Source organism: Parahoeflea alexandrii (assembly GCF_024105735.1).
Lineage (GTDB): Bacteria > Pseudomonadota > Alphaproteobacteria > Rhizobiales > Rhizobiaceae > Hoeflea > Hoeflea alexandrii.
The window spans coordinates 143,172-169,992 of the sequence record NZ_JAAAML010000002.1 but is presented as its reverse complement, the minus strand read 5'-3'; the positions used below and the strand labels follow the sequence as shown (position 1 = coordinate 169,992).

27 protein-coding genes are annotated in these 26,821 nt (G+C 61.4%); 18 read left to right on the top strand and 9 right to left on the bottom strand.

Annotated features, from left to right (window positions below):
• The first annotated feature begins 6 nt into the window (after nt 1-6).
• The 5 genes from GTW23_RS10505 (at nt 7) to GTW23_RS10485 (ending at nt 3,967) form a co-directional block, all read left to right on the top strand.
• Nucleotides 7-297: a putative quinol monooxygenase gene (locus GTW23_RS10505; RefSeq protein WP_152011242.1), complete on the top strand. Its 291-nt coding sequence runs from the start codon at nt 7-9 to the stop codon at nt 295-297.
• Nucleotides 294-1,088 (top strand): N-acyl homoserine lactonase family protein, encoded by a 795-nt coding sequence (locus GTW23_RS10500; RefSeq protein WP_252915709.1) that lies wholly within the window; start codon nt 294-296, stop codon nt 1,086-1,088. Before GTW23_RS10505 ends, GTW23_RS10500 begins: the two co-directional genes overlap by 4 nt.
• Nucleotides 1,085-2,314 (top strand): 3-oxo-tetronate kinase, encoded by a 1,230-nt coding sequence (gene otnK / locus GTW23_RS10495; RefSeq protein WP_252915708.1) that lies wholly within the window; start codon nt 1,085-1,087, stop codon nt 2,312-2,314. The genes GTW23_RS10500 and otnK overlap by 4 nt, the downstream gene beginning before the upstream one ends.
• A complete protein-coding gene (gene otnC / locus GTW23_RS10490) occupies nt 2,311-2,955 on the top strand; it encodes a 3-oxo-tetronate 4-phosphate decarboxylase (RefSeq protein ID WP_252915707.1) in 645 nt (214 codons plus the stop codon). Before otnK ends, otnC begins: the two co-directional genes overlap by 4 nt.
• Before the next feature lie 409 nt (nt 2,956-3,364).
• Nucleotides 3,365-3,967, top strand: a complete 603-nt coding sequence (locus tag GTW23_RS10485; protein WP_152011246.1) for a rhodanese-like domain-containing protein — start codon at nt 3,365-3,367, stop codon at nt 3,965-3,967.
• 142 nt (nt 3,968-4,109) lie between these two features.
• Here the strand turns inward: GTW23_RS10485 and GTW23_RS10480 are convergent, their stop codons facing one another.
• On the bottom strand, nt 4,110-4,715 hold the full coding sequence (locus tag GTW23_RS10480) for a DUF938 domain-containing protein (protein WP_252915706.1): 606 nt from the start codon (nt 4,713-4,715) through the stop codon (nt 4,110-4,112).
• A 218-nt stretch (nt 4,716-4,933) separates the two neighbouring features.
• On the opposite strand from GTW23_RS10480, the gene GTW23_RS10475 reads away from it, so the two are divergent.
• The 4 genes from GTW23_RS10475 to otnI all read left to right on the top strand — a co-directional run bounded on the left by GTW23_RS10475 (nt 4,934) and on the right by otnI (nt 9,970).
• Complete coding sequence (locus tag GTW23_RS10475; protein ID WP_252915705.1) at nt 4,934-6,784, top strand: bifunctional diguanylate cyclase/phosphodiesterase; 1,851 nt, start codon at nt 4,934-4,936, stop codon at nt 6,782-6,784.
• Nucleotides 6,785-7,133: 349 nt separating this feature from the next.
• Entirely contained in the window at nt 7,134-7,856 is a 723-nt protein-coding gene (locus GTW23_RS10470) for a GntR family transcriptional regulator (protein WP_152011249.1), read from the top strand.
• A gap of 218 nt (nt 7,857-8,074) precedes the next feature.
• Nucleotides 8,075-9,007, top strand: a complete 933-nt coding sequence (locus GTW23_RS10465; RefSeq protein WP_252915704.1) for a dihydrodipicolinate synthase family protein — start codon at nt 8,075-8,077, stop codon at nt 9,005-9,007.
• 186 nt (nt 9,008-9,193) lie between these two features.
• Entirely contained in the window at nt 9,194-9,970 is a 777-nt protein-coding gene (gene otnI, locus GTW23_RS10460) for a 2-oxo-tetronate isomerase (protein ID WP_252915703.1), read from the top strand.
• Here the strand turns inward: otnI and GTW23_RS10455 are convergent.
• A complete protein-coding gene (locus tag GTW23_RS10455) occupies nt 9,967-11,166 on the bottom strand; it encodes an MFS transporter (RefSeq protein ID WP_252915702.1) in 1,200 nt (399 codons plus the stop codon). The two genes, otnI and GTW23_RS10455, sit on opposite strands and share 4 nt — an antisense overlap.
• Before the next feature lie 224 nt (nt 11,167-11,390).
• On the opposite strand from GTW23_RS10455, the gene GTW23_RS10450 reads away from it, so the two are divergent.
• Entirely contained in the window at nt 11,391-12,413 is a 1,023-nt protein-coding gene (locus GTW23_RS10450) for a fatty acid desaturase (RefSeq protein WP_252915701.1), read from the top strand.
• Nucleotides 12,414-12,680: 267 nt separating this feature from the next.
• Nucleotides 12,681-12,890 (top strand): cold-shock protein, encoded by a 210-nt coding sequence (locus GTW23_RS10445; protein ID WP_152011254.1) that lies wholly within the window; start codon nt 12,681-12,683, stop codon nt 12,888-12,890.
• A 201-nt stretch (nt 12,891-13,091) separates the two neighbouring features.
• On the opposite strand, the gene rpmF is transcribed toward GTW23_RS10445, so the two are convergent.
• The 3 genes from rpmF to mtgA all read right to left on the bottom strand — a co-directional run bounded on the left by rpmF (nt 13,092) and on the right by mtgA (nt 14,858).
• Nucleotides 13,092-13,277: a 50S ribosomal protein L32 gene (gene rpmF / locus GTW23_RS10440; RefSeq protein ID WP_097106820.1), complete on the bottom strand. Its 186-nt coding sequence runs from the start codon at nt 13,275-13,277 to the stop codon at nt 13,092-13,094.
• A 180-nt stretch (nt 13,278-13,457) separates the two neighbouring features.
• The gene (locus tag GTW23_RS10435) at nt 13,458-14,105 is read right to left on the bottom strand and encodes a glutathione S-transferase family protein (RefSeq protein WP_252915699.1); all 648 of its coding nucleotides are present in this window, start codon (nt 14,103-14,105) and stop codon (nt 13,458-13,460) included.
• Nucleotides 14,106-14,180: 75 nt separating this feature from the next.
• Nucleotides 14,181-14,858 carry a monofunctional biosynthetic peptidoglycan transglycosylase gene (gene mtgA / locus GTW23_RS10430; protein ID WP_244615493.1) on the bottom strand — a complete coding sequence of 226 codons (678 nt, stop codon included), beginning with the start codon at nt 14,856-14,858 and terminating at the stop codon, nt 14,181-14,183.
• A gap of 249 nt (nt 14,859-15,107) precedes the next feature.
• On the opposite strand from mtgA, the gene GTW23_RS10425 reads away from it, so the two are divergent.
• Nucleotides 15,108-16,025, top strand: coding sequence for a polyprenyl synthetase family protein (locus GTW23_RS10425; protein ID WP_252916300.1), 918 nt, complete (start codon nt 15,108-15,110; stop codon nt 16,023-16,025).
• Between the two features lie 112 nt (nt 16,026-16,137).
• The gene (locus GTW23_RS10420) at nt 16,138-18,627 is read left to right on the top strand and encodes a hybrid sensor histidine kinase/response regulator (protein ID WP_252915698.1); all 2,490 of its coding nucleotides are present in this window, start codon (nt 16,138-16,140) and stop codon (nt 18,625-18,627) included.
• A 41-nt stretch (nt 18,628-18,668) separates the two neighbouring features.
• Here the strand turns inward: GTW23_RS10420 and ispG are convergent, their stop codons facing one another.
• Together ispG and GTW23_RS10410 are read right to left on the bottom strand one after the other, a co-directional pair.
• On the bottom strand, nt 18,669-19,910 hold the full coding sequence (gene ispG, locus GTW23_RS10415; RefSeq protein WP_152011258.1) for a flavodoxin-dependent (E)-4-hydroxy-3-methylbut-2-enyl-diphosphate synthase: 1,242 nt from the start codon (nt 19,908-19,910) through the stop codon (nt 18,669-18,671).
• 150 nt (nt 19,911-20,060) lie between these two features.
• On the bottom strand, nt 20,061-20,516 hold the full coding sequence (locus tag GTW23_RS10410) for a TspO/MBR family protein (RefSeq protein ID WP_252915696.1): 456 nt from the start codon (nt 20,514-20,516) through the stop codon (nt 20,061-20,063).
• A 267-nt stretch (nt 20,517-20,783) separates the two neighbouring features.
• On the opposite strand from GTW23_RS10410, the gene GTW23_RS10405 reads away from it, so the two are divergent.
• Nucleotides 20,784-21,581, top strand: a complete 798-nt coding sequence (locus tag GTW23_RS10405) for a DUF2189 domain-containing protein (protein ID WP_152011260.1) — start codon at nt 20,784-20,786, stop codon at nt 21,579-21,581.
• Nucleotides 21,582-21,589: 8 nt separating this feature from the next.
• On the opposite strand, the gene GTW23_RS10400 is transcribed toward GTW23_RS10405, so the two are convergent.
• Together GTW23_RS10400 and GTW23_RS10395 are read right to left on the bottom strand one after the other, a co-directional pair.
• Nucleotides 21,590-21,919: an ArsR/SmtB family transcription factor gene (locus GTW23_RS10400; RefSeq protein ID WP_152011722.1), complete on the bottom strand. Its 330-nt coding sequence runs from the start codon at nt 21,917-21,919 to the stop codon at nt 21,590-21,592.
• Nucleotides 21,920-22,027: 108 nt separating this feature from the next.
• Nucleotides 22,028-22,873 (bottom strand): MurR/RpiR family transcriptional regulator, encoded by an 846-nt coding sequence (locus GTW23_RS10395; RefSeq protein WP_252915695.1) that lies wholly within the window; start codon nt 22,871-22,873, stop codon nt 22,028-22,030.
• Between the two features lie 127 nt (nt 22,874-23,000).
• Here GTW23_RS10395 and GTW23_RS10390 point away from each other — a divergent pair, with 127 nt between their 5' ends.
• Genes GTW23_RS10390 through GTW23_RS10375 form a run of 4 tightly spaced genes read left to right on the top strand, consistent with a single transcriptional unit; the run spans nt 23,001 to nt 26,798 of the window.
• Nucleotides 23,001-23,795: an N-formylglutamate amidohydrolase gene (locus GTW23_RS10390; RefSeq protein ID WP_252915693.1), complete on the top strand. Its 795-nt coding sequence runs from the start codon at nt 23,001-23,003 to the stop codon at nt 23,793-23,795.
• A gap of 57 nt (nt 23,796-23,852) precedes the next feature.
• On the top strand, nt 23,853-24,371 hold the full coding sequence (locus tag GTW23_RS10385; protein WP_382265091.1) for a TRAP transporter small permease subunit: 519 nt from the start codon (nt 23,853-23,855) through the stop codon (nt 24,369-24,371).
• Complete coding sequence (locus GTW23_RS10380) at nt 24,368-25,702, top strand: TRAP transporter large permease (protein ID WP_152011264.1); 1,335 nt, start codon at nt 24,368-24,370, stop codon at nt 25,700-25,702. The genes GTW23_RS10385 and GTW23_RS10380 overlap by 4 nt, the downstream gene beginning before the upstream one ends.
• 43 nt (nt 25,703-25,745) lie before the next feature.
• A complete protein-coding gene (locus GTW23_RS10375; RefSeq protein ID WP_193217401.1) occupies nt 25,746-26,798 on the top strand; it encodes a TRAP transporter substrate-binding protein in 1,053 nt (350 codons plus the stop codon).
• Nucleotides 26,799-26,821 lie beyond the last annotated feature (23 nt).

The following is a 26,821-nucleotide window of genomic DNA, read 5'->3' as shown; positions in this document are numbered from 1 at the left end:
GTAATCATGTTTGCTGTTGTCGTGACGTTCAAGATCAAGGCTGGCCAGATGGACCGGTTCATGCCGCTGATGCTGGAGAACGCGCGTGCCTCGGTCGCGGACGAACCCGAGTGCCATCAGTTCGACGTCTGCACCGACGCAGACCAACCCGGCACCGTGTTTCTCTACGAAGTCTATTCCGGTCTCGCCGGTTTTGATGCGCACCGCCAGACGCCGCACTACAAGCGGTTCGACAGTGCGGTCGGGGCGATGATCGAAGACAAGGACGTGCGGACCTTTGCCACGGTGCATCAATGAACTGGGAAGTCTATGCGCTGAAATATGCCGACCGGAACAGCCGGACGCGCAAGGACAGCTTCATCTTCGACGACAACCACGACCAGCCGCATGAGATGGATTATTTCATCTGGGTGCTGAAATCCGGTGATCAGGTCATTCTGGTCGACACCGGTTACGATGAAGCCGAGGCCCGGCGCCGGGATCGGCCGATCATCCGCGAACCGGCGGCTGCGCTGGGAGGCATCGGCCTCAAGCCAGAGGATATTACCACCCTGATCGTCACCCATCTGCACTATGATCATGCCGGTGGTCTCAGCCAGTTTCCCAATGCCACCATTCATCTGCAGGCCGCCGAAATGGCCTACGCCACCGGGCCGTGCATGTGCCATGACACGCTGCGGATGCCGTTTTCAGCCGATCATGTCTGCGAGGCGGTCAAGCGGGTCTATTCGGGGCGGGTGGTGTTTCACGATGGCGACGGTGAAGTTGCCGAGGGCGTCACGGTGCATTGCATCGGCGGGCATTCGCGCGGGCTGCAGGCGGTGCGGGTGCGAACCACATCCGGATGGCTCTGCCTGGCATCGGATGCTGCGCATTATTATGAAAACGTGTTTGCCCGCAAACCGTTTCCGATCGTGGTCGATCTGCAGAACATGCTGGAGGGGTTTGACCGGATACAGGCGCTGGCCAGCCATCGCAGCCTGCTCATTCCGGGCCATGACCCGCTGGTGATGAACCTGTTCGAGCGTGCGGGGCCGGACTATGCCGTCAGGCTCGACCGCGGTCCTGCAAGGGAGTTCACGCTGTGAAGATCGGTGTTATCGCCGACGATTTCACCGGGGCGTCGGACATTGCCCTGACGCTCGCCGAAGCCGGGATGAAAACGCTTTTGCTGGCTGGGATACCGGAACAGGAGTGTCCAGACTGCGATGCGGCCGTGATCTCTCTCAAATCCCGCACCGCGCCGGTGGCTGAGGCGGTCGAGCAATCGCTGAAGGCCTGCGACTGGCTGACGGACAAGGGTGCGGGACAAATCGTCTTCAAGGTCTGCTCGACCTTCGATTCCACCGAAGCGGGCAATATCGGCCCGGTGGTTGAAGCCCTGGCCGAGCGTCTGGGCGAAACGTCGGTGATTGTCTGCCCGGCCTTTCCGGAAAATGGGAGGAGTGTCTACCAGGGGCATCTGTTCGTCGGGGACACGCTGCTCAGTGAGAGCGGCATGCAGAACCATCCGCTCACACCGATGACCGATCCGGACCTGAGGCGGGTGCTTGGACGGCAGACCGGCTGGCCGGTGGCGCATGTACCATTCCTGACAGTGTCCAAAGGAGCCGCGCAAGTGTCCGATGCGCTTGCTGCGCTGAGAGCGATGTTCATTGTCGACGCCATTCAGGATGAGGATCTCCACACGATCGGCACCGCTGCAAAGGGGCGCAAACTGCTCTGCGGCGGCTCCGGCATCGCGCTGGGTCTGCCGCTGAATTTCGGTTTCCAACCGGGCTCGCCGTCCTGGGCCGGAGTTGCCGGGAAGGGCGTTGTGCTGTCGGGGTCCTGCTCGCTGGCCACGCGGGCGCAAATCAGCACTTACAGAGACCTCACCCCGTCGCTGGAATTGACCGCCGACGATGTCATGAACGGCACCCACACTGCGCAAAGCGCCGCCGACTGGGTCATGGCCCAGTCGCATGACGCACCGCTGGTCTATTCGTCGGCTGATCCCGAAGCCGTCAAGGCTGCGCAGGAGCGGTATGGCCGCGACGTTGTGGCAGAGCGGATCGAGCTTTTGTTCCGTGACCTCGCCGCGGAACTGGTGGGTCGCGGGATCGCGCGCATTGTCTCCGCCGGGGGCGAAACCTCCGGGGCCGTCGTCAAGGGCATCGGGGCCGGGACACTGGGCGTCGGGGGCCGGCTTGCCGCCGGTGTACCGGCTCTGCGGGTCGACGACCGGGCGCTGGCGATTGCGCTGAAATCCGGCAATTTCGGTGACAAGGATTTTTTCACAACGGCAATGGCAAGGCTTGCGGGGGATCAATGAGCGAGGAAACCAAGGCGCGTGACGGGATCGCCCGCTGGGCAAAATCGATGTTCGATCGCGGCCTGACCAACGGCTCTTCCGGCAACATCTCGGTGCGCCTGTCGGATGGCCGGCTGCTGGTGACGCCGACGGGATCAAGCATGGGGTTCATCGATCCGGGGCGCATCAGTCTCATAGACACGTCGGGCCAGTTGGTCAGCGGCGACGCGCCGACCAAGGAGATTCCGCTGCACAGCGCGTTTTACGAAACCCGGCATGGCGCGGGCGCCGTGGTGCATCTGCATTCCTGCCACTCTGTGGTTCTTTCGGTGCTGCCGGAAACCGACCCGGACAATGTGATCCCGCCGATCACCGCCTACAGCGTGATGAAGCTCGGCCGGGTCAAGCTGCTGCCCTATTTCATGCCGGGCGATCCGGCCATGGGTGACGCCGTTAGAGGCCTGCTTGGCAAGCGATCCGCGGTGCTTCTCGCCAATCACGGACCGGTGGTCTGCGGCAAGGATCTCGACGCGGCCGTCTATGCGATGGAAGAGTTGGAGGAAGCGGCAAAACTAACCCTTCTGTGCCGAGGTCTTTCACCGACATTGCTGACACAAGCGCAGGTATCGGATCTCGCCGAAAGGTTCGACGTCAGCTGGTAGGTTTTCTGACCAGCAACCGGGCAAGAATTGCAGACGTTCAGACCTCTGAAATCGGCCTTCCGCGCAGCCATCAGCAATGCCTGGTTTCAGGAAGAGCTACAGCCGTCCCGGATGACCGAACTGGCACTATATCAGTTGTTCAGTGAAGGTAGAGGAGCAGGTGCTTGGTGAGCGATGCAATAAAGCGCCTTCCGTGATCCAAGGCGTTTCAACAACCTCGTTCGGCAAGGTCTGCGTCAATATCCGCTTCTCTCTGCCGCAGATGTATCCGCGAGTGAACTGACCGGACCACGTGTTTCCGGTCGCCAAGGCTCTCAATCTGTGGGGCACGAGCCCCCACAGGGCTCCTGATGGTCTTCACTATCATATAAAGAACCTGCTATGTGTTGTCCTTTCAAGGGAGGATCACATGATCAGATATTTCACCGTTATTGGCTTTGCACTGATGGCGCTTGGCGGGTCGGTGGCAGCCGAGGAGCTAAAGGTCGGGATCACGTCGGAGATGCAGAGCGTCACCGTGGAGACCGAAGAAGGGCCGGTGGAGATACGCCGGATCCAGGATCAGGAGCACGAAATCACCGGTGAGTTTGCCCGCACTTCGCGGGCGTGTCCGCCGTTCTGCATCCAGCCGATCTCGCCGGCGGAAGGGGTGACGACGATCGGAGAGGTCGAACTGATCGACATGCTCAAGGATCCGGAGGCGATCGTCGTCGACAGCCGCACGGTCGACTGGTTCCGCGGCGGGTCGATTCCGGGCGCTATCAATCTGCCCTACACCGAGACGGGTGACCGGTTGAGCCAGCTTGGCTGCGAACCGGATTTCGATGGCTGGGACTGTGAAAATGCCAAACGGGTGGCGCTGTTCTGCAACGGGTTGTGGTGTGGCCAGTCTCCGACCGCGATCCGCGCCATGATAGCTGCAGGCTATCCGGCCGAGCGCATCTTCTACTATCGCGGCGGCATGCAGAGCTGGCGGGTGCTGGGCCTGAGCGTTACCGGCGAGGGCACCTAGAGCGCATCACTCGCCAAGCGTCTCATTTGGCACCGGTTTCAGGCGCGCGCTTGCCTCTATTCTCTGCAAGTGATTGTCGCAAAACCGCTGCACGCTCTAACGCGACATGAACCGGTACGACACAATCCTTCTGGCGGTGGCTCTACTGCCGCCGGAAGACGACCGAGAGATTGTTTGCGGGCATCTCGATGACCGAGGTCAGGATCAGGCCAGACTGTCCGGCGAGGCTCGCCACGTTCTCCAGCTTGCGAATCCCCCAGGCGGGATCGCGGGCGCGCAGGCTCGTGTCGAAATCGATATTGCTTTGGGCAAAAGGGTGCCCTTCATGCCGGAAGGGGCCGTAGAGAAAGAGCAGGCCGCCTAAAGGCAAACATCTGCCTGCTCCCTTCAGCAACCCTTCAGTTGTCTGCCAGGGGCTGATGTGGATCATGTTGATGGCCATGATCGCATCAGCATGGTCAACCGGCCAGGTGCCGCTCGCAGCATCCAGATCGAGTGGCGGCAGAACATTGGCCACCGCTTCCGCTTCAATCCATTGCGATATGGATGTGCGTGCTTGCACCGAGAGGTCTGAGGGCTGCCAGGTCAGTGCGGGAAACGAGGCTGCAAAAGAGGTGACGTGTTCGCCGGAGCCGCTGGCAATCTCCAGAACAGTTCCGCTTTCAGGCAGGATATTGCGCAACACTTCGGTGATCGGGCCGCGATTGCGCAGGGCGGAAGGGCTGGAAAGCCTCAGGTCTTCTGACATGTGTGTACCTCAACGGGAGTCTATATGCAGCCATTGCCTGCGCGCAAGGAGCGGTGTGTTGCACGGCCGATTTTCTCGCGCCAATGGTGTAAACATCTGTTAACCACCATGCAACCTTCCGCGGGAGATTGGCTCGAAAATGCGCAATCTGGGTTCGTGTAAAGAGAATCCACATTAGCTTTTGCTTTTGTGTCGAGGTGTAAGCAAAGGAACAGCTCATGCAACCCGGACTTAGCTTCGAATTGTCTGCATTGCAGAACGAGATACTGGAGGCCGTTGCCACGGGCACGGACTTCGGCAGTGTTGCTGATGTATTGTGCCGGCGTGCCGAGACTCTTGCGCCGGGTGCGATCTGCACGATCGCAGCGGTCGACAGCGAAGGTCTGATCCATCCGGTTGCCGGGCCAAGCCTGCCCCAATCCTATGGTGAGGCGATCGATGGCATTGCCATCGGGCCGGAGGTCGGATCCTGCGGCACGGCTGCCTATCTCGGTGTTCCGGTCGAAGCCATCGATATCGAGACTGATTTCCGCTGGAACGGCTTCACTGATCTTGTGCTTCCGCTGGGACTGAAGGCCTGCTGGTCCAGCCCTATCAAGTCACCCGAGGGCCGGGTGGTTGGCACCTTTGCATTCTACTACAGCGAACCGCGCGGGCCGACCGACATGGAGCGCCAGCTGGTCGACACCTGTGTCCATCTCTGCTCAATCGCCATGGAACGGGCGGAAGTCAGCAGCAAGCTGCAGCACCTGGCCTATCACGATCAGCTCACCGGCCTGTCCAACCGTTACGCTTTTGACCAGGAGCTTACTCAAACCATGAGCGTTCAGCAGCGCCGGTTCGGCCTGCTCCTGCTCGACATGGACAATCTCAAGCAGGTCAATGACAGCATGGGGCATTCCGTGGGGGATGCCCTGATCCGCGAGATTGCGCGCCGGCTTGCCAGTCTGGGCCCCGGCGTCAGCGTCTACCGGCTTGGTGGAGACGAGTTTGCCGTGATTTGTCCCCGCTGTGACGATGCCGACCACCTTGCCATGCTCGCGCAGCGGCTGCTGGACCGGATGGAGCCCGCCTGCGAATGTGATGGCAACACGATCGTGCCGCAAGTCACCATTGGCGGGGTTGTGAGCAAGATGGATGGCATCAGCGCCAACGAGCTGCGTCAGAATGCCGATCTGGCGCTTTATCACGCGAAGAGCACCGCCCGAGGCGGATACATCCACTTTCACCCAGGATTGCGCACCGCAATCCAGTGCCGCACCGAACAGACCGCACTGCTGGGCAAGGCGCTGGATGAGAACCGGGTCTTTGCCCATTTCCAGCCGGTGATCTGTATCCGCCGCGCCAAGATCGTCGGGGTGGAGGCGCTTGCCCGGATCCGCACCGATGAGGGAGAGATCATCAGCGCCGGCGCCTTTTCCATGGGGCTGACCGATTCCAAGAATGCGTTTCGCCTGGCCAGCTGCATGCTGGAACAGATTGCCAGCGCGATGCGTGGCTGGATCGACGAAGGGCTTGGACTGCGCCATGTGGCGCTCAACCTTTCAACGGTTGATTTTCAGCGCGGCGATCTCGAGGAGCGTCTGCAGGCGGCCTTCCGGAGGCACGGTGTCCCACTGTCCTATCTCCAGATCGAAGTGACAGAGAATGTGCTCATGGACCAGAGCGTGGCGAGCCAGGTGGCGCGTCTGAGAGCGCTGGGCCTGCAGGTTGCGCTGGACGACTTCGGCACCGGCTTTGCCTCGCTCAGTCATTTGAAGGATTTTCCGGTCGACTACATCAAGATCGACAAGTCCTTTGTCGACAGCCTGCTCACGGACATGGCCTGTGGAGCCATTGTCGAGGCCCTGATCAGCATGGCGCGGAAGATGCAAGTCGGCATCATCGCCGAAGGGATCGAAACCGCCGAACAGGCGGAGCGGCTGCTCGAGATCGGCTGTCCTCTGGCTCAGGGTTATCATTACTTCCGTCCCGTCGATAGCGAGACGATCGCAACCCTGCTGCGATCAGTCGATGGCGGAAAATCCAGGGCGGTGAATGGTGAGGCGCAGCTGCGCACTACTGCCTGACGGGTTTGCCGGTCTCAGCTTCTCCGTTTTCATGCCCGGCTGCCTGGCTGTGCCGGCCATGGCAACCCTGTCTGCGAATATGGTTTGATGTCGTACAATATCTCTCTTATTTGAGGATTTGGCGCATGAGCCGGTTTCGTGAAGAGAAATGGTGGGGTCCTGTGGCGGATGGGGCGGCTTTGCGGAATAATTGACCCTCCATGCCGTTGTCCGTAGATATGTCGTCCGGTCGCTATCCTGAATTGTCGTGAGTCGTCGAATTCTGTCCGGGCAGCCTGGCGGATGGAAACTGGCCGGGCGGGAAACTGGCCGGGCGGGAAACTGGCAGGACGGGAAACTGGAGTGAGAGATGAGCCTTGACGAACCGGGTCCGGTGCAGCTTCCCGATGCAAAGCGCAAGCGCGGTCAGGGTGTCGGTGCGGTCTACGAGACGCTCAGGCACGAGATCCTCAACCTGACACTGGAGCCAGGCAGCCCGGTTGACGAGGTCAAGCTCGCCGAGCGGTTCGGCATTTCCCGGACCCCCGTGCGCGAGGCGATGGTCAAGCTCGCCGGTGAAGGGCTGGTGGTGACACTGCCCAACAGGTTCACCATTGTCGCGCCGATCGATTTTCCCAACCTGTCGCAGTTCTTCGACGCGTTGTCGCTGATGTACCGGGTGACGACGCGGCTGGCAGCGGCAAGCCGGACGCAAGATGACCTGGAAGCGATCCGTGAATTGCAGCGGGGTTATACGCTGGCCGTCGAGGCGCGCGATGTGCCAGCGATGATCGAGGTCAACCGCAATTTCCATGTGCGGATCGCGCAGGCGGGACGCAACCGCTACTACACCGATCTTTTCAGCCGGCTGCTGGACGAAGGCCGCCGGCTGCTGCGGCTCTATTATTCATCGCACAATGATGCCTTGCCGCGGGTCTACCTGCAGGAGCACGAGGACATGATCGCGGCGATCGACCGGCAGGATATCGAGGCGGCCGACCGGATCGCCCAGGCGCATGCACAGCAGATCGTGCGGCAGATCCAGACCTACATCACCGAGGACCGCCGGCTGAACGCCGACATAAGCCTCTGAACCCGACAGGACATCGCTGATGTGTTCATGCGCCGGTCTTGATCGCAATGCGCGTTGGTGTCCGGCAACATCAATTGTCGACAATGAATATACAATACGATATCATCGGTCGTAACGGCTTGTGGCCAGATCTCAGCCGCATGGGTCGCCGACGTTCCGGGGGGACACCAGACCTCAAGCCTCGGATGCGGGTTCATTGAAATCAAAGGAAACACATGATGGACAACTCGATCTTCACCGGCTGCATGCCGGCCCTGATGACACCCTGCAAGGCTGACCGGACGCCGGATTTCGACGCGCTGGTGCGCAAGGGCAAGGAACTGATCGCCGCCGGCATGTCGGCGGTGGTCTATTGCGGGTCGATGGGCGACTGGCCGCTCTTGACCGACGCGCAGCGCATGGAAGGCGTCGAACGGCTTGTCGCCGCGGGCATTCCGACCGTGGTCGGCACCGGCGCGATCAACAGTGCCTTGGCAGTGGCGCATGCGGCGCATGCCGCGAAAGTTGGCGCGAAAGGGCTGATGGTTATCCCGCGGGTGCTGTCGCGCGGCAGTTCGGCGGGGGCCCAGTCGGCGCATTTCCGGGCGATCCTGTCGGCGGCGCCCGAGCTGCCTGCGGTGATCTACAATAGCCCCTATTACGGTTTTGCGACCCGTGCCGAGCTGTTCTTCGCGCTCAGGAAGGACCATCCCAACCTGATCGGCTTCAAGGAGTTTGGCGGTGCGGCGGACCTGCGCTACGCGGCCGAGAACATCACCTCGGCGGATGACAGCGTCACGCTGATGGTTGGCGTCGACACCAATGTCTATCACGGCTTCGTCAATTGCGGCGCCACCGGCGCGATCACCGGCATCGGCAATGCGTTGCCGCGCGAAGTCCTGCACCTGGTCGATCTGTGCAAGAAGGCGGCGACAGGCGACGCCAAAGCACGGGTTCAGGCCAAGGAACTGGAGGAGGCGCTGGGGGTGCTGTCCTCGTTTGACGAGGGCGCGGACCTGGTTCTCTATTACAAGCACCTGATGGTGCTCAATGGCGACACCGAATACACCCTGCACTTCAACGAAACCGACGCGCTGACGGATTCGCAGCGGCAATATGCCGAGACCCAGTATCAGCTGTTCAAGAGCTGGTATGCCAACTGGAACGTCTGAAGGGCCCGGCCGGTAGCCGTTTCGGCGCCGCTGACAATTCCTGCCGACATTCAAACCGCCGGATCGCAGCCTGATCCGGCGGTTTTCTCTTGCGCACTTGTGTCGAGGGGCGGTTCCGGCGAAACATGTGCCGCCGCGCTGGACACGCAACACGCGGCAAGATCCGTGATTCCGTGAGAGCTGCCGATGCCGCGTTTTGCCGCCAATTTGTCGATGATGTTCACCGAACATGCGTTTCCCGAGCGGTTCCGGGCGGCGGCGGATGCGGGGTTCGATGCGGTGGAGTTCCTGTTTCCCTATGATTATCCGGCCAAGGATATTGCCGAATGGTGCCGCCGGGCGGGCGTTGAACAGGTGCTTTTCAATCTTTGGCCGGGCAGGTGGGAAGCGGGCGAAAGGGGGCTTGCGGCCCTGCCCGGGCGCAAGGCCGAGTTTCGCCAGTCGGTGCGGACGGCGCTCGACTACGCAGCTGTCATCGGAACTCCGCGGCTGCACATGATGGCCGGGATTGCCGATGCGGCAGACCCGGTGCACCAGGCCTGCTACCGGGAGCAGCTTGCCTTTGCCGCCGATGCAGCTGCGGAACAGGGCGTGACGATCATGATCGAACCGATCAACGGGCGCGACATGCCGGGCTATTTCCTTGATGATTTCGAGCGCGCCGCAGAACTGATCGACACTCTCGGCCACCCCGGCGTGAAACTGCAATTCGACATCTATCACCGGCAGATCCTGCGTGGCGACGTGCTGACCGGGCTCAAATCGCTGATGCCGGTGATCGGACATGTCCAGATCGCCTCGGTGCCCGCCCGCAACGAGCCGGGATCCGGTGAACTCGACGATCTCCGGATTCTCAAGGCCCTGGACGAGCTTGGGTACGCGGGATTTGTCGGCTGTGAATACCGGCCAAGGGCCGGTACCGTCGACGGGCTCGGCTGGCTGGCTGCGCTGCGCGGCGGCTAGGCTTTCTGGCGGTCGGCATGCCGCATCAGGCCGGAGAAGACCAGCGGCATGATCACGAACACTGGAAGCGCCAGGTAGATCGCCGCAAAACCGGTGTGCTCGGCGATAAAGCCGATCACCGAGGGCGCAAACAGTATGCCCGAGTAACCCATGAAGGTGACCACGGAGATTGCCAGTCCCTGTGGCAGTCCCGGCAGGTTGCCGGCGGCTGAAAAGGCGATCGGCACGGTGTTGGCAAAGCCCAGTCCGGCAATCGCGAAGCCAAGGATCGCCATCTGGGGCGATTGCGCCAGGCCGGCCATGGTGAGGCCGATCATGGCCAGAACCGCTGACACCCTGAAGGTCCTGACCGCGCCGAAGCGGTCCCGCACCAGATCGCCGAGAAACCGCATCAGCGCCATGGCAGCGGAGAAGGCGCCGAAGGCAAGGCCCGACAGCGCCGGGTCAGCACCGAGTTCCTGACGCAGGTAGAGCGCACCCCAGTCGAGAATGGCGCCTTCCGGCGTCATCACGATCAGGCAGATGATGCCGGTCAGCCAGACGGTGGCGCCGGCCGCAAGCAGGCCTGGCCGGGGAGCCGTTGCGAGGGAACCTTCCGCCCCCGGCACTTCCCGGTGCGGGGGATCGGCGAGAGCCCGGGGCCAGGCAATCGCCAAGGCCGCGGCTGTCAGCAGGCAGGCTATGACGGCGTGAAGCTGAACCCCGTAGAGTTCGATCAGAACGCCGCCCAGGGCGGCACCGGCGACGCCGCCAAGGCTCCAGAAGCCGTGACAGGAAGACATGATGGCCCGTCCCTGGCGTTTCTCCACCTCCACCGCATTGGCATTCATGGCGACATCCATGCCGCCGATCATGCCGCCCATCAGGAACAGTGCGAGCGCGGCGGTCCAGATTGAAGGCGCCAAGGTGACGAGCAGCAGGCAGGGGACCGTCGCCGACGCCACCAGAAGCATCAACCGGCGTGAGCCTTCTCTGGAGATCATGGCGCCGACAGCGGGCATGGCGCAAAGCGAGCCGATACCGAAACACATGATCATCAGGCCGAGTTCGCTTTCGTCGAGTTGCAGACGTGCGGCAAATTCGGGAATCTTGGGAGCCCAGCTGCCGACCACGAAGCCATTGGCCAGGAACATGAGCGAGACGGCCAGACGCTGCGGAGACAGCATCGGTGGCGCAACAAGGCTGGAGGTCGACATTCAGGACTCCGGTTCAATCGATTTAAATTTCCTAGGCCGCTTTGGTCGCCACGTAAATCCGGCCACTGGTAACACTTGCAGTGACGATGTGACACATCGTGAGTTGGTGATTGTCCGAGAAAAAGATGCCGTTTGACGAAGCGGCGTGGTATGGCCCCCGCAACTATGTGCCGGTGCAGTCAATAATATCCGGCAGACGAGGAACAATTTCGGGAGAATTACGGATGGTGACAGGATCAGCGCGGGAGTGGGTGCGGCGTCTGCAACCCTACAGGTTGCCGAGTGATGGGCGGAGCGCATTCGAGACGGTGCTGACCTTCGGACTTCTGGTTTCTGTCTGGGCGCTGATGTGGTTTGCCCTCTCCTACAGCATCCTTCTGACCCTGGCGCTGGCGATCCCGGCAGCCTTTCTCATGGTGCGCCTGTTCATCATCCAGCATGACTGCGGTCACGGCTCGATGTTCACCACCGCGAAATGGAATGACCGGGTCGGACGGGTCCTCGGCGTGATCACGCTGACCCCTTATGACTACTGGCGGCGTTCGCATGCGATCCATCATGCCGGTTCGGGCAATCTCGAGCGGCGCGGCATCGGCGATATCGATACGCTGACCGTTCAGGAATACCTGGCCCTGTCGAATGCCGGGCGCTGGAAATACCGGCTTTACCGGCATCCGCTGGTCATGTTCGGACTGGGACCGGCCTTCATCTTCATGCTGCAGCACCGTCTGCCAGTCACCGCGCTGAAGGACGGGCTCATGTCCTGGAAGAGCGTGATGGCGACCAACCTTGCGATCGTGGTGATGTGGGTCGCGCTTGGTCTGCTTGTCGGTTTCAAGGCATTCCTGATCATCCATTTGCCAATCATGCTGATCGGCGCCTCGATCGGTGTCTGGATGTTCTATGTGCAGCACCAGTTCGATCCGACCCATTGGGATCATGCGCCGGAGTGGGAACGCGAATATGCCGCCCTGCACGGCAGTTCATTCTATGATCTCCCCAAGCCGCTGATGTGGATGACGGGCAATATCGGCATTCACCATGTACACCACCTGTCGAGCCGGATTCCATTCTATCGTCTGCCGCAGGTTCTCAAGGATTTTCCGGAACTGGCCGAGATTGGCCGGCTGACATTCTGGCAGAGCTTGCGTTGCGTGCCGCTGGCGCTGTGGGACGAAGAGCGGCGGCAGCTGGTGCCGTTCCGCGCGGTGCGTGATCGGGTCGCAGGTATGGCTGTTGCAGCCTGATCGGGACCGGTATTGCGAGGCAGGATCATGCTGGCGGGCCGGGATCTGCGGCCTGCTCGGGCGGTGATCGCGCTTTTGCTTGTGTTGAAGCGAAAACCAGTGTATGAACTGCCTATCGATTTTTGGACCGGACGACTTGGTCGCTCACCGCCCGAGGCGGAGACACGCTCAACACTTCACTTAAACTCGATGACGAACGCCTGCGCCGAGCGCTTTGAAGAGCGCTTGCGCCGGAAATTACATTCATGGACATAAAGGACTTCCCCCATGAAAACCGGTACCGTTAAATTCTACAATGATCAAAAGGGCTTCGGCTTCATCGCACCTGACGACGGCAGCAAGGACGTTTTCGTCCATGCAACTGCACTTGAGCGTGCTGGCATGCGCGGTCTGGCCGAAGGCCAGAAGGTTTCCTTCGACACCGCCGAAGACCGCCGCACAGGCAAGACTGCAGTTTCGACCATCGAAGCTGCCTGAAAAGCCACACCAGAGGTTGGCTGGTTAGGCTGGTCGCTCTGAGTTGAATTCGCCCGGGAACTTCGGTTCCCGGGCGTTTTGCGTTTCAGGCCCTTGTTGGTGAGGCGGGTCTCCCCAGGCGGGGGCTCGCAAGCCGCCGGGCAAACGAAAAAAGCCGGCCCGCGAGGACCGGCTTTCAAGCCATCAAAGCTTTGAGAAAGCTTATGCGCTTTCCTTCGGCGTCAGCACCTGACGGCCGCGGTACATGCCTGTCTTCAGATCGATGTGGTGCGGGCGGCGCAGTTCGCCGGAATTCTTGTCCTCGACATAGGTCGGGGCCTTGAGGGCGTCAGCGGAACGGCGCATGCCGCGCTTGGATGGGGTGGTTTTGCGCTTCGGAACAGCCATTATAAACTCCTATTGAGCGTACAGGCATGTCCAAAGGTCGACCCAAGGGCCGAAACTGACACATGCCGATTTCGGAAATTTGCCGGGCTTATACATGGCATTTGCAGGTTTGACCAGCGGTGCGCGTGTTTTTTTGACTCACGCTCGGCCATGCCATCGCTGCTCACCGAGGCAAGAGCCTCATGCTTCGTCCTCGGCGACGACCCAGGGCTCCGCCCGGCCCGCGGCTTCCCACTCGCGCCAGGCCGGCAGCGCCTTCATCCGCGCCATGTAGTCCGTCACGACCGGCCCGGTCTCGAAGGCGTAGACATCAAGACGATTGACCACCGGAGCGAACATGGCGTCTGCAATCGAAAACGCGCCGAACAGAAACGGGCCGCCGCTGTTCTCAAGGCAGCCGCTCCATAGTGACTGGATGCGGGCCACGTCGGCAAGAATGGCAGGGGTGGTTTCGATCGGCTTGCGCTCGCGGCGCATGTTCATCGGGCAGGCCGAGCGAAGGGCGGAGAAGGACGACACCATTTCCGAACTCATCGCCATCGCCTTGCTGCGGTCGTTCAAGTTTTCAGGCCAGAGCCCGGCTTCAGGGTGCCTGCGGGCGACATGATCGAGGATGGCGAGCGATTCCCAGATGGTCACATCGCCATCGACCAGGACCGGCACCTTGCCGGTCGGCGAAAACGCCTTGAACGCCGGATTGCCGGCGCCCATGTCGAACGGCACCAGCTTCTCCTCGAAGGCGATGCCGGCGGTGCGCATTCCGATCCAGGGGCGAAAGGACCAGGATGAATAGTTCTTGTTGCCGATGTAGAGAACCGGGTCGGTCATGTCGGGTACCTTGTGCTGATTGGCTGCCAATATCTGGCACGCGCAAAACGGCCGGAAAAGCCAATTCGATTGAACTCAATCATAAAGGCATTTGATGTAGGCTCCGGACTGGCTGGCGCGCTTCTCGATGACGCCGGCCAGCCGGGTCATGCCGCGCGACGGGTTGGCGGCGTTGCGCTTGATCGGATTGGGCAGGGTGACCGCAAGCAATGCCGCCTGTCGGGCCGAGAGCTTTGCCGCCGGGACACCGAAATAGGCCTGTGAGGCCGCCTCGATGCCGTAGATGCCCGGCGCCCATTCGGCGATGTTGAGATAGATCTCCATCAGCCGTCGTTTTGACCAGACAACGTCCATCCACATCGCGATCGGAATCTCCAGTGCCTTGCGCAGAACCGACCGGGTGGAAGGCAGGAACAGGTTCTTTGCCGTCTGCATCGGAATGGTACTGGCGCCGCGGGTGACCTCGCCCTCCAGAGCATCGTCAATGACGAGATTGAGCGCCTCCCAGTCGACGCCGGAATGGGCGCAGTACTGGCCGTCTTCCGACATCATCACCGATTGCACCAGAACCGGGGCGATGTCATCGAAACCGACCCATTGGCGTTCATAGGCGCGGCCGGAAAGGGTTTCGGCGAGCATCAGCGTGGAGACCGGACGGATCTCCGGCAGCTTGTAGAGCGGGATCAGCAGGTAGGGCAGCAACAGCAGCAAAAGAACAAGGGCAAGGCACCACAGCAGCAGCCGCCGCAGCAGGGAGCGGCGTGGCGGCTTGCCCGGTTTTTGCGGCGACCTCGAGGTCGGGCTGGTTTTCTGTCTGGCCACCTGGTTTTCCTGTTTGCGCAAGACCGTGTCCGGGAAGTCTGCCTTGCGTGCATAGCGATCTTGCCGGCTCAAGACCAGACCAGTGCAGCCCGGATCTGCGAGAAGCCGCTGACTGTCACCAAGGGAGAAAGCGTCAAACAAACCGTTGCCGCCCGCATCACCGCATGGCATGAGATCGCGATGAACCCGGATTCGACCCATAGCTTCGCCGCGCGGCTTGAAACCACCGCGCAAAAGGTGGCGGCAACGCTTGAAGCGCTGCTGTCAGATACCCTGCTTGACGGAGAAATCGCCCGTCCGGCTCACCTGCTTGCAGCGATGCAGCATGGCGTTCTCAACGGTGGAAAACGGTTGCGGCCATTCCTGGTTGTCGAGACTTCACGTCTTCTCGGTGCGCCCGAACCCGCTGCCATGCGCGTTGCTGCAGCACTCGAGTGCATTCACTGCTACTCGCTCATTCACGATGACCTGCCGTCGATGGATGACGACGATCTCAGACGCGGTCAGCCGACGGTGCATGTCGCCTTTGACGAGGCAACGGCGATTCTCGCCGGGGATGCACTGCTCACACTGGCATTCGACATCCTGTCGTCGCCGGAGACTGCGCTGCCGGCGGAAGCCCGGTTGCAGCTGGTCAACCAGCTGGCGCGGGCGGCCGGTATCGGCGGCATGGTCGGAGGCCAGGCGCTCGACCTGGATGCGGAGAGGGTAACGCCGGACGAGGCGGGTATCGTCAGGCTGCAGGCGATGAAGACCGGCGCGCTTCTGCGTTATGCCTGTGCGGCAGGGGCTCTTGCCGCGCGGGCCGATGACGAAACACTGGCCCGGATGACCAGGTTCGGAGAGATCGTCGGACTGGCGTTTCAGCTGGCCGACGACCTGCTCGATGTGACCTCCGATACGGCGACCCTTGGCAAGGCTGCGGGCAAGGACGCCGGACGGGGCAAAGGAACGCTGGTTTCGCTGCATGGCGTTGCCGCCGTGCGGCAAAGGCTTGACGGGCTGGTGGAGGAAGCGGCAGCCCTGCTTGAGCCGTTTGGACCAGAAGCCGAGACATTGCGGCAGGCTGCACGTTTCATCGCCAGACGGGAGAGCTGATCCCGGTGTCGGGGGATCTCGCGCCGGTCTAAACCTCAAGGAAGTGCTCGCCTGTAGGTTTTTAATTAACGATCTCGCGGCAATATCCGGTCAAACGGATGTTGCCAGAGACATGACTGACAAACGCAAAGAACAGGATGAAACCGCTGTCGCGCGGCGATCGGTGATCACGCTGAGAATCGGCTACATCGCCGCGTTGACGGCGATCGCCGTGATCTGCACGTTCTTCTTTCTCGAGCAACGTGAGCGCAACCGGTTGATCCAGCAGGTCGGATCGGTCTCGACCGAGCTTGCGGAAGTTGATCACGCCCTGCGCGCCATAGCCGACCGAACCGAACGGCTCGCGCAGACCTATGTGGATCACCAGGCGGATGTCGACATTCGGCTGGATGGTCTCTCGCTTGCGGAAAAACGCCAGATCCGGGAAAACCTGCCCGTCGATCCCGACATCGTTTCCGCCCTGTCGAGCCTGCGATTCCGTTTCGAACGGGCCCGGTGGGACATTAAGCACCTCAATGACAAGTGGAACGAACTGCCTGGTGGCCTGACGCACAAGATCCAGTCACAATCGCGCTACATGACCAACGAGGACCCGTTCCTCAATCACCGGCAGATGCTCGGGGCCAACCGTCTGGACGCTGCCAAGACCAAAAAGGACATGTACTGGGCGGGCCGCGAAATCTCGGCGATGTTCAAAGAGGTGATTCAACCATCCAACCTGTTCGTGCAGGAACAGTTCCGCGACTACCTGGCGATGCAATCGCTGGCGCAGGGCGCACTGTTGCAAAGATACCTCCTGGCCACCATCGGCGTGCTCCTCGTGACCGGCCTGGGTGTCTTCGTTCCCATCGACATCATCATCCGCCAGATGATCAAGCGGCTGCAGGACAAGACGCGCGAGATCGATGCGGCGCTGACCAAGGCGCAGATGGGCGACCGGGCGAAATCCGAGTTCCTTGCGACGATGAGCCACGAGATCCGCACGCCCATGAACGGGGTTCTCGGAATGGCCGAGTTGCTGACGCGCACGGAGCTCGATACGCGACAGCGCACCTTCACGGATGTCATCCTCAAGTCCGGCAATGCGTTGCTCGAAATCATCAACGACATTCTCGATTTCTCCAAGATCGATGCCGGCCAGATGACGCTCAATCCGAAGCCTTTCAACCTCGTCGATACAACCGAGGATGTGGCGACGCTGATGTCGGCGCGGGTGGTGGAAAAGGACATCGAACTGGTGGTCCGGATTGCGCCTGGTCTGCCGGACAAGCTGATCGGCGATCCGGGGCGGATCAGGCAGATCCTGACCAACCTGGTCGGCAACGCCGTCAAGTTCACGGATCAGGGCCACGTCATGGTCGAGATCAACTGGGAAAAGGTTGCACCGGTCGACGCTGCCGAGCGGCTGGCGATCTCCATTGCCGTGCGTGACACGGGGATGGGAATACCTGCCGACAAGCAGGCCACCATCTTCGAGAAATTCAGCCAGGTCGACGGGTCCTCGACCCGCAAGCATGAAGGCACCGGGCTTGGTCTGGCAATCGCCACCCGGCTGGTGGAGATGATGGGCGGCAAGATAGAGCTCGAGAGCGAAGTCGGGGTCGGCTCCACCTTCAGTTTCGTCATCGAGATGGATGTGGATGCGAAGAGCAGCCTTGCCGCCGAGCCGGTTTCCCAGCCTTCATCCGGTCGCCGCGTCCTGGTGATTGACGACAATGCCATCAACCGGATGATCCTGACCGAGCAGATCCGTGACTGGGGATTTGACTGCGTGGCCGTGGAAGGCGGGGAGATCGGCCTCGACCTGTTGCGGCATGCACGCTCGAAGCTGGGGATCGGCATCGATCTCGTGGTTCTGGATTTCCAGATGCCGGGCATGTCCGGCGCCGAAGTGGCCAGCGCCATCCGCGCCGAACCGGAGATTGCCGATACACCGATCCTTGTGCTGTCCTCGGTCGACCAGGCGGACCAGCTCGCAGCGCTCAATCATCTCGATATCTTCGCGCAACTGACCAAGCCGGTCCGGACCGCGCAATTGCGGACCACTGTCGAGACGGCATTGCAAAGCTCCAAGGTCAATACCGAGGCTTCTGCACCGATGGCGAGACCCGCCCCGGAACCGGCCCTTCAGCAACCACCGCCAGATGTGGTCGAGCCACTTGAGCCGGTCGTCGAGGTCAGGCCGGTTGATGCGGAGCGGAGCGAACCGCTGGTCCTGGTGGCGGAAGACAATCCGATCAACCAGATCGTGTTCCAGCAGACACTGGACGGGTTGGGATTGACGCATAATCTTGCTGTCAACGGGCGTGAAGCGGTGAGGATGTGGGGCGACCTGAGGCCGACAATCGTGTTGATGGATGTATCCATGCCCGAGATGAACGGGCTGGAAGCGACCCAGGCCATCCGCGAGATCGAGAGCAGCCAGGGCCTGGTCCCGACACCGATCATTGCCGTCACCGCGCATTCGCTCAAGGGCGATGAGGACCGGTGCCTTGCCGCCGGAATGGATGATTACCTGTCCAAGCCGATCTCGCCGGAAAAACTCGGTGCGATGATCGAGCGCTGGCTTCCCTGCGATCAGAACAGGGCGCGTTCCGCCTGAATGCCGCCGGTGCGACCGGCAAGTCCGTCCCGCGGATACTGTCAGGCGGACGCGCCGAAGCGCTTCTCGATGTAATCGGCGACCATGGCCTGGAAATCATCGGCTATCTTCGGGCCGCGCAGGGTTGCGGCCTTCTTGCCATCGATGAAGACCGGTGCGGCGGGGCTCTCTCCCGTTCCGGGAAGCGAGATGCCGATGTCGGCATGCTTGGATTCGCCGGGACCGTTGACGATGCAGCCCATGACGGCGACCTGAAGTCCTTCGACTCCCGGATATTTGTCACGCCAGAGCGGCATGTTGCGTCTCAGATCATCCTCGATGGTGCGCGCCAGTTGCTGGAACACGGTGGAGGTGGTGCGGCCGCAGCCGGGGCAGGCGGCGACCACCGGCACAAACTGCCGGAAGCCCATGACCTGCAGCAGTTCCTGGGCGACGATGACTTCGCGGGTCCGGTCGCCTCCGGGCTCCGGCGTCAGCGAGACACGGACGGTGTCGCCGATGCCCGCCTGCAGGACGATTCCCATGGCCGCGGAGGAGGCGACGATGCCCTTCGAGCCCATGCCGGCCTCGGTGAGGCCCAGATGAAGCGCGTGGTCGGAGCGGCGCGCCAGTTCGGAATAGACGGCGATCAGATCCTGCACCTGGCTGACCTTGGCGGAGAGAATGATGCGATTGCGGTGCAGGCCGGTTTCCTCGGCCAGAGCCGCCGAATGCAGCGCCGACTGGATGATCGCTTCGCGGGTGACATCGCGGGCGCTCAGCGGCGATCCGTTGGCGGCGTTCTCGTCCATCAGCCGCGTCAGCAGGACCTGGTCGAGTGAGCCCCAGTTGACGCCGATACGGACCGGCTTGTCGTAGCGGATGGCCATTTCGATGATTTCGATGAACTGCCGGTCCTTCTTGTCCTTGAAGCCGACATTGCCCGGGTTGATCCGGTACTTCGCCAGCGCTTCGGCACAGGCAGGGTGGTTGGCGAGCAAGGTATGGCCAATGTAATGGAAATCGCCAACCAGCGGCACATCGAGACCGAGCCGTTCGAGGCGCTCGCGGATCTTCGGGACCGCGGCAGCGCTCTCGTCGCGGTCGACGGTGATCCGGACGATCTCGGAGCCGGCGCGGTGCAGGGCTGCGACCTGGGCAACGGTGGCGTCGATATCGGCGGTGTCGGTGTTGGTCATCGACTGCACCACCACGGGTGCGCCACCACCCACGATAACGCCGCCGACGTCGACTGCGACACTGCCGCGGCGGGCCTGCGGTACAACGAAGGGGGAACTGGTCATGCTTGCCTCGGTTGCGATCTGGGAAGGCCGGGCCTCCGGTGTGCTCACTTCCTAAAACGCGGGAGTGTGAAATGGAAGCGGTTTGATGGCTGGAACCTGTACAGGCAGAGCCAATGGCGACCTCATCCGTGACGATATCTTTCCGTGGCTTCAGGCCGGGGCGGCATCGGGATTGAGGCGCCAGACGGCACGGTTGAGAGTTGCCGCTGTCGCGACCCAGGCCGCGTAGGGCAGGAACAGCAGGGCGGCTGTTTGCGAAACCTGAGCGGCAGCGAGAATGAAGGCAATGATGGTCAGGAACAGGAGGCAGACATCCACGAATGCCAGATCCATACGCTTGCGTCCGAAGAACAGCCATGACCAGGCGGCATTAAAGACCAGTTGGGCAAGCCACAAGGCGATTGCGAGCCCCATGCCCTGCGCTTCCCACACCAGCCAGCCGGCAAAGCCGATTGCCAGATAAAGTATGCTCCAGACAACGGGGAAGGCCCAGTTGGGCGGCGTCCAGCTGGGGCGCCGCAGTTCCTGATACCATTCTCCCGGCTTGAACAGGGCGCCGGTCGACGCGGTGGCAAGGACCAGCACTGCAATGATGATGGCGGACATGTGATACTCCCGGTCTGGCTCTCGACGATCGCAGGCAGAAGGCAGAACCGGGATCGCGGCGTGCCCACCATAAGTAGTGTTTTCCCGCGATTTTACCAGACCGGACGGCCACGCAGCGTGGGAATGCGCGATGTGCTGCCGATACCGATACGGCGGAATTCCTTTCCTCGACCGGGATATGCCGCTTTGTTGATCAGGATCATTGTCGAAGCATGCGTGGTTGGGCACAATTGCACATTGGTTCGAGGGGGAATGAGGGAGGACATCATGCCCAACAAGACAGGGGAACTGGTTCGAGACAATCCGGCGGGCGCGCCGCATATCAGGGAACTCTCGCTGGATGATGTGCGCGAGAGCCTGAAAGACGGCTGGAACGACTTCAAGGCGCATCCGGGCTACGGCCTTTTTTTCGGGGCGATCTACATGGCCGGCGGCCTGTTGATCCTGGCGTTTCTGACGCGCATCGGATCGCCATGGATGATCATCCCGCTGGCCATCGGATTTCCGCTGCTTGGCCCGTTTGTCGCGGTGGGACTCTACGAAGTCAGCCGCCGGCGCAGGATGGGTGAGCCGATCACCGCAAAGGGCGTTCTGGCGCAGGTCTTCTACCAGCGCGAGCGGCAGCTTGGCTGGATGGCCTTCGTGGTGATGTTCATCTTCTGGATCTGGGTCTACCAGGTTCGCCTGCTGCTGGCGCTGTTTCTGGGCTTCAAGTCGTTCTCCAGCTGGGACCGGTTTGTCGATATCGTGTTGTCGACGCCGGAAGGCTGGGGATTCCTGATGGTCGGCACGCTTGTCGGGGCGTTCCTGGCGACGGTGCTGTTTTCTACAACGGTGATCGCGCTGCCGATGCTGGCCGAGCGGGAAGTCGATTTCGTCACGGCCATGATCACAAGCATCGCGACCGTGGTGAAGAATCCACTGCCGATGCTGGGCTTCGGTTTCATCGTCGGCGTGTGCACCTTGGTGGCACTCGTCCCGGTGTTTGCCGGGCTGCTCTTGGTGCTGCCGGTGATGGGGCATGCGACCTGGCACCTGTACCGGCGGGCGACGTCTTCGCCCTGACAGCGTAATCAGTTGCAGGACAGCTGGCGGATGATGGGCTGGCAGAGGTCGGGGTTGCCGCCGCAGCAGTCTTCCAGCAGAAAACCGAGAAGACCGCTGATGCCTGTGTGATCGGCATGATAGCGGACATTGCGTCCGTCGCGTTCGCGCCGCACCAGTCCGGCCTTGAGCAGAATGCCGAGATTGGTCGACATGGTGTTCTGGCGGACATTCAGGCTTTCGCCGATCTCGCCCGAGGTCATGCCTTCAGGACCGGCGGATACGAGCAGCCGGAAAACGGCGAGTCTTGTTTCCTGACTGAGGGCCGAAAAGGCGTCCAATGCGGTTTGCTGATCCATGTTCGATGGGTAGTGGATAGCGCCGGTTTGCGCAAGCTTGCTCACGTTGCCCGCCGCCCGTCTGATGGTTCCCGTGCAGGCATGCCCGCGCAGGCATGAATGATAACATCACCGGCCTGGGAGGTTGTTCCAGTGGATGTCTTCGAGCGCCTGCATGCGGGCGCGCGCCGCTTCAGACTGGGCGCGGGAGACCCGGTCGATGAGCGCTTCTGCGACCGCCATCAGGGTGATGCTCGAATCCCAGGTGCGGTTGGCGTCGACCACGCAGGGCAGCACCACACGCGCCGAGCGGGCGATCGGCGACAGCCAGGGATCGGTGATCAGCAGGATGCGGGCCTTGCGCTCGACGAGCAGTTCTCCCAGACGGACCAGGTCGGACTGGTAACGGCGGATATCGAAAAGGACGGCGACATCGCCGGGGCGCACATCGAGCAGCTGGTCGCGCCAGGTCGATGTCTGCCCGTCAAAATGCCTGACATTCGGACGGATGATCTGCAGATGCGCAGCCATGTAGGCGGCGATGGTATCTGTGAACCGGCCACCCAGCAAGTAACAGGCGGACTTGTGATCGGAGAGCAAGTCGCAGGCGGCCTCGAACTCGCTTTCGGGTACTGCCCGCAGTGTGGCCGCGAGATTGGCCGTGATGCCGGCAAAACTGGCCTTGAGCGCCGGATTGTCGATGTCGGGCCCGGTGGTGCGGGCGCGTTCGAGCGGCGACATCAGCTGCGCCTGCACATCGTTGCGCAACACCCGCTGGAACTCGGGATAGGATTCGAAACCCAGCCGGGAGACAAAGCGCAGCACCGTCGGGGCACTGGTACCGGCAAGTGCTGCAAGCTCGGCGATCGTCGACAGGCCGATGCTGGGATAATTGGCAAGGAAGGCGTGGGCGATTTTCTTCTCGGCGCCGGGCAGGGTTCCCAGTGCTGTCTGAACCTGTTCGCGAATGGCCATGTCGATCCCCGTTCCAGAACTCCGAAATATGTAATAAAAATTACAGGATTGACAAAGGAAGAGCAATCCTAATCAATGTTACGAATAGGAAATTTGCCGCCCATGGCAGCCGGGGACCCGTTACCGAATGCACGACGAAACGCTGATCGAACCATCAGAGGGGCCTGCCTTTGCCGTGCTGCGTCCCGGCGGGGCAAGCGACGTTGTGCTGATCTGCGAGCATGCGTCGAAAACCATGCCGAAGTCGCTCGGCACCCTGGGGCTCGATGGCGCAGCGCTGGAAAGCCACATCGCCTGGGACATCGGCGCCGAGCGCGTGGCGGAGCTGGTGTCGGAGCGCCTTGATGCCGCGCTTGTCCTGCAGCGGTTTTCACGGCTTGCCTATGATTGCAACCGCCCGCCGGAATCTGCCGGCGCCTATCCCGAGCAAAGCGAGATCTACGAGATCCCGGGCAATGCCGGGCTCAGCGCCGAGGACAAGGCGCGCCGGGCCAGGGCACTGTACCATCCGTTTCATCAGGCTATCGATGCGCTGATCGATGCGCGGCTGGCGCAGGGTCGCAGCGTGGTGCTTGTCACCATCCATTCGTTTACGCCAGTCTATTTTGGCAGGCCGCGCGAAGGGTTTTTGGGAATACTGCACGATGAAGACCGCCGGCTCGCCGATGGGATGCTTGAGGCAGCCGCGTCGATGAAGCTTGAAAAGGTCAGCCGGAACTATCCCTATGGGCCTGCGGACGGCGTGACCCATACGCTCAAGCGTCATGGATTGACCCGGGAAATCGCCAACGTCATGCTCGAGATCCGCAATGATCTCATTTCCGATAATGCCGGCCAGCAGCAATGGGCCGGGCATATCGCCGAGCTTCTCGCCGTTTCAGTGGAACGGCTGAAAACAGAAGGGGGACATCTTCATGCGTGAGTGCGCCATTCCGGTGGAGAAAAGGCGTTGCCCGGGGGCCGGACGATAATGGGTTTCATGGAACGCTATATCCGGATCGTCGATACCTTCAACAGGCGTGTCGGGCGCTTTGCGATGTATCTGATCTTTGCGCTGATGGGCGTCTTGTTCTGGTCGTCGGTGACGAAGTATGCCGGATCGCCGGCGCTTTGGACGCTCGAGTTCGCCCAGTTCATCATGGTCGGTTACTACCTGCTTGGCGGCGCCTATTCGATGCAGATGGGCGATCACGTGCGGATGGACCTGATCTACGGCATGTGGTCTCCAAGGCGCAAGGCGGCGATCGATTCCGTCACGGTGCTGTTCCTGATCTTCTATCTCTGCGTCCTGCTCTATGGCGGCATCTCAAGCACGACCTATGCCATCGAGTGGGGCGAGCGGGCGCATTCGGTCTGGCGGCCCTATATGTGGCCGGTCAAGGTCGTCGCTGTCATCGGTATTCTGCTCATGCTGCTGCAGACCGTGGCCGAGCTCTTCCGTGACATTCTGTTCCTGCGCGGTGTCAGCGTAAACCATGCAAGCGAGGCCGGCCTGTGAGCTACGAACTTATCGCGCTGTTCATGTTCGCCTCGATGATGGCGCTGCTCCTGACCGGACAGCGTGTGTTCGGCGTCATCGGTGCTGTCGCCGTGATCGCTGCGCTGCCGCTGTGGGGCACCGGCGGTGTCGAGATCGCGTTCACGCAATCGATCAAGCTGATGAAATGGTATCCGTTGCTGACGCTGCCGATGTTCATCTTCATGGGCTACATGCTGTCGGAAAGCCGGATCGCGGACGATCTCTACCGGATGTTTCATGTCTGGTTCGGGCCGGTTCCGGGCGGGCTGGCGATCGGCACGATCTTCCTGATGGTGGTGATTTCGGCAATGAACGGATTGTCCGTTGCCGGCATGGCGATCGGCGCGACCATCGCGCTGCCTGAGTTGCTCAGGCGCAACTACGACAAGGTGATGATCACCGGGGTGATCCAGGGCGGATCCTCGCTCGGGATCCTGATTCCGCCGTCGGTGGTGCTGGTGCTTTACGGCATGATCGCACGGCAGCCGGTGAGCCAGCTGTGGCTTGCCGGGGTGTTTCCGGGTCTGCTGATGGCGGGGTTGTTCATTCTCTACATCGCCATCCGCTGCCAGTTGCAACCACATCTGGGGCCGCCGCTGCCGAAGGCCGAGCGCGACGCGATTACCTGGAAGGAGCGGATCAGCCTGCTGCGCGCCGGCTTCCTGCCGTTCATGATCTTCTTCCTGATGAACGGGCTGTTCCTGATGGGCTACACCAGCCTGGTGGAAAGCTCGGCCGTGGGCGCGCTGGCCTCGATGGCCGCTGCCTTCATCAAGGGACGACTGTCCCGGGAGGTGATGGAGAACGTCATGCGCAAGACGCTCGGCATCTCCTGCATGTTCATGTGGATCATTCTGGCCGCACTTTGTTTCGGCGCGGTGTTTGACGGTTTGGGTGCTGTGCGCGCGATCGAGAATTTCTTCCTCGGCCAGCTCGGTCTCGAGCCCTGGCACGTGCTGATCCTGATGCAGTTGAGCTTCCTGCTGATGGGGACATTCCTTGACGACACGGCAATGCTGGTGATCGTGGCTCCGCTCTACGTGCCTCTGGTCAAGATCCTCGGCTTCGATCTGGTCTGGTACGGTGTGCTCTACACCATCACCTGCCAGATCGCCTACATGACGCCGCCGTTCGGCTACAACCTGTTCCTGATGCGGGCCATGGCGCCGCCGGAGATCAAGCTGCGCCATATCTATGTGTCCGTCATTCCCTTCGTCGCGGTCATGCTGCTCACATTGGTGATCGTGATGATGTACCCGGAAATCGCACTGTGGTTGCCCGAGCAATTCCGGGGCAAACTCCAGGGCTGAAGTGAGCACATCCGAAGAAGACGAAACCAAAAAGGAGAACAGCATGAGCAATATCAAGAGGCGTCAATTTCTGACCAAGGCCGGCGTTGCCGCCGGTGCGGCAGCCGGAACAGCGCTCGCCGCACCGCCGGCGATTGCGCAGGAGCCGATCCGCTGGCGCATGCAGACATATGCAGGCGCGACACTGGGCCAGTATGTGACCCAGCCTTTCGTCGATGCCTTCAACAAGGCGGCCAATGGCGAGATGGTGATCGAGCTGTTCTTCGCAGACCAGATCGTGCCGACTGGCGAGTTGTTCCGCGCCATGCAGGCGGGCACCATCGATGCGGTGCATTCGGATGATGATTCGATGGCGTCACCCGTGGAAGTGGGTCTGTTCGGCGGCTACTTCCCGTTCGCAACGCGTTCGATCCTCGATGTGCCGGTGCTGTTCCAGCAATACGGTCTGGCCGACATCTGGCGTGAAGCCTATTCGGGTACCGGCGTTGTCTGGCTTTCGGCTGCGGGCCAGGATCCGTGCAACTTCAACACCAAGAAGGAAATCACCAGCGTTGCAGATCTCGACGGTCTGAAGCTCTACACCTTCCCGACCGCCGGCCGCTTCCTCACCCAGTTCGGTGTGGTGCCGGTGTCGATTCCCTACGAGGACGCCGAAGTTGCGGTGCAGACCGGCGAACTCGACGGGATGTCATGGTCGGGTATCACCGAAGATTACACGGTCGGCTGGGCCGATGTGACCGACTACTTCCTGACCAACAACATCTCCGGCGCCTGGATCGGTTCCTGGTTCGCCAACGAGGAGAAGTGGAACGCGCTGCCGGAACACCTCAAGGCGCTCTACATTTCCTGTATGGAAGCGACCCACACGTTCCGCAACCAGTGGTACTGGGGCGGCGAAGCCAAGCTGCGCGCCACCGGCGACAAGCTGCAGCTGCGCTCGGTTCCGGCCTCCGACTGGAAACAGGTCGAAGACGCCGCCAAGGTGTTCTGGGACGAGATTGCCGCGGAAAGCGAAACCAAGGCAAAGGTCATCTCGATCTTCAAGGAATACAACAGCGTCATCAATGCCGCTGGATTCCCCTACGGCGAAAGCTGATTGCGCGGACCTTTGAAATCGCC

Bases quoted from the DNA above. Each gene is read 5' to 3' on its own strand.
- GTW23_RS10505 (WP_152011242.1), top strand. From the start codon at position 7: ATGTTTGCTGTTGTCGTGACGTTCAAGATCAAGGCTGGCCAGATGGAC.
- GTW23_RS10500 (WP_252915709.1), top strand. From the start codon at position 294: ATGAACTGGGAAGTCTATGCGCTGAAATATGCCGACCGGAACAGCCGG.
- otnC (WP_252915707.1), top strand. From the start codon at position 2,311: ATGAGCGAGGAAACCAAGGCGCGTGACGGGATCGCCCGCTGGGCAAAA.
- GTW23_RS10485 (WP_152011246.1), top strand. From the start codon at position 3,365: ATGATCAGATATTTCACCGTTATTGGCTTTGCACTGATGGCGCTTGGC.
- GTW23_RS10480 (WP_252915706.1), bottom strand. From the start codon at position 4,715: ATGTCAGAAGACCTGAGGCTTTCCAGCCCTTCCGCCCTGCGCAATCGC.
- GTW23_RS10475 (WP_252915705.1), top strand. From the start codon at position 4,934: ATGCAACCCGGACTTAGCTTCGAATTGTCTGCATTGCAGAACGAGATA.
- GTW23_RS10470 (WP_152011249.1), top strand. From the start codon at position 7,134: ATGAGCCTTGACGAACCGGGTCCGGTGCAGCTTCCCGATGCAAAGCGC.
- GTW23_RS10465 (WP_252915704.1), top strand. From the start codon at position 8,075: ATGGACAACTCGATCTTCACCGGCTGCATGCCGGCCCTGATGACACCC.
- otnI (WP_252915703.1), top strand. From the start codon at position 9,194: ATGCCGCGTTTTGCCGCCAATTTGTCGATGATGTTCACCGAACATGCG.
- GTW23_RS10455 (WP_252915702.1), bottom strand. From the start codon at position 11,166: ATGTCGACCTCCAGCCTTGTTGCGCCACCGATGCTGTCTCCGCAGCGT.
- GTW23_RS10450 (WP_252915701.1), top strand. From the start codon at position 11,391: ATGGTGACAGGATCAGCGCGGGAGTGGGTGCGGCGTCTGCAACCCTAC.
- GTW23_RS10445 (WP_152011254.1), top strand. From the start codon at position 12,681: ATGAAAACCGGTACCGTTAAATTCTACAATGATCAAAAGGGCTTCGGC.
- rpmF (WP_097106820.1), bottom strand. From the start codon at position 13,277: ATGGCTGTTCCGAAGCGCAAAACCACCCCATCCAAGCGCGGCATGCGC.
- GTW23_RS10435 (WP_252915699.1), bottom strand. From the start codon at position 14,105: ATGACCGACCCGGTTCTCTACATCGGCAACAAGAACTATTCATCCTGG.
- GTW23_RS10425 (WP_252916300.1), top strand. From the start codon at position 15,108: ATGAACCCGGATTCGACCCATAGCTTCGCCGCGCGGCTTGAAACCACC.
- GTW23_RS10420 (WP_252915698.1), top strand. From the start codon at position 16,138: ATGACTGACAAACGCAAAGAACAGGATGAAACCGCTGTCGCGCGGCGA.
- ispG (WP_152011258.1), bottom strand. From the start codon at position 19,910: ATGACCAGTTCCCCCTTCGTTGTACCGCAGGCCCGCCGCGGCAGTGTC.
- GTW23_RS10410 (WP_252915696.1), bottom strand. From the start codon at position 20,516: ATGTCCGCCATCATCATTGCAGTGCTGGTCCTTGCCACCGCGTCGACC.
- GTW23_RS10405 (WP_152011260.1), top strand. From the start codon at position 20,784: ATGCCCAACAAGACAGGGGAACTGGTTCGAGACAATCCGGCGGGCGCG.
- GTW23_RS10400 (WP_152011722.1), bottom strand. From the start codon at position 21,919: ATGGATCAGCAAACCGCATTGGACGCCTTTTCGGCCCTCAGTCAGGAA.
- GTW23_RS10395 (WP_252915695.1), bottom strand. From the start codon at position 22,873: ATGGCCATTCGCGAACAGGTTCAGACAGCACTGGGAACCCTGCCCGGC.
- GTW23_RS10390 (WP_252915693.1), top strand. From the start codon at position 23,001: ATGCACGACGAAACGCTGATCGAACCATCAGAGGGGCCTGCCTTTGCC.
- GTW23_RS10385 (WP_382265091.1), top strand. From the start codon at position 23,853: ATGGAACGCTATATCCGGATCGTCGATACCTTCAACAGGCGTGTCGGG.
- GTW23_RS10375 (WP_193217401.1), top strand. From the start codon at position 25,746: ATGAGCAATATCAAGAGGCGTCAATTTCTGACCAAGGCCGGCGTTGCC.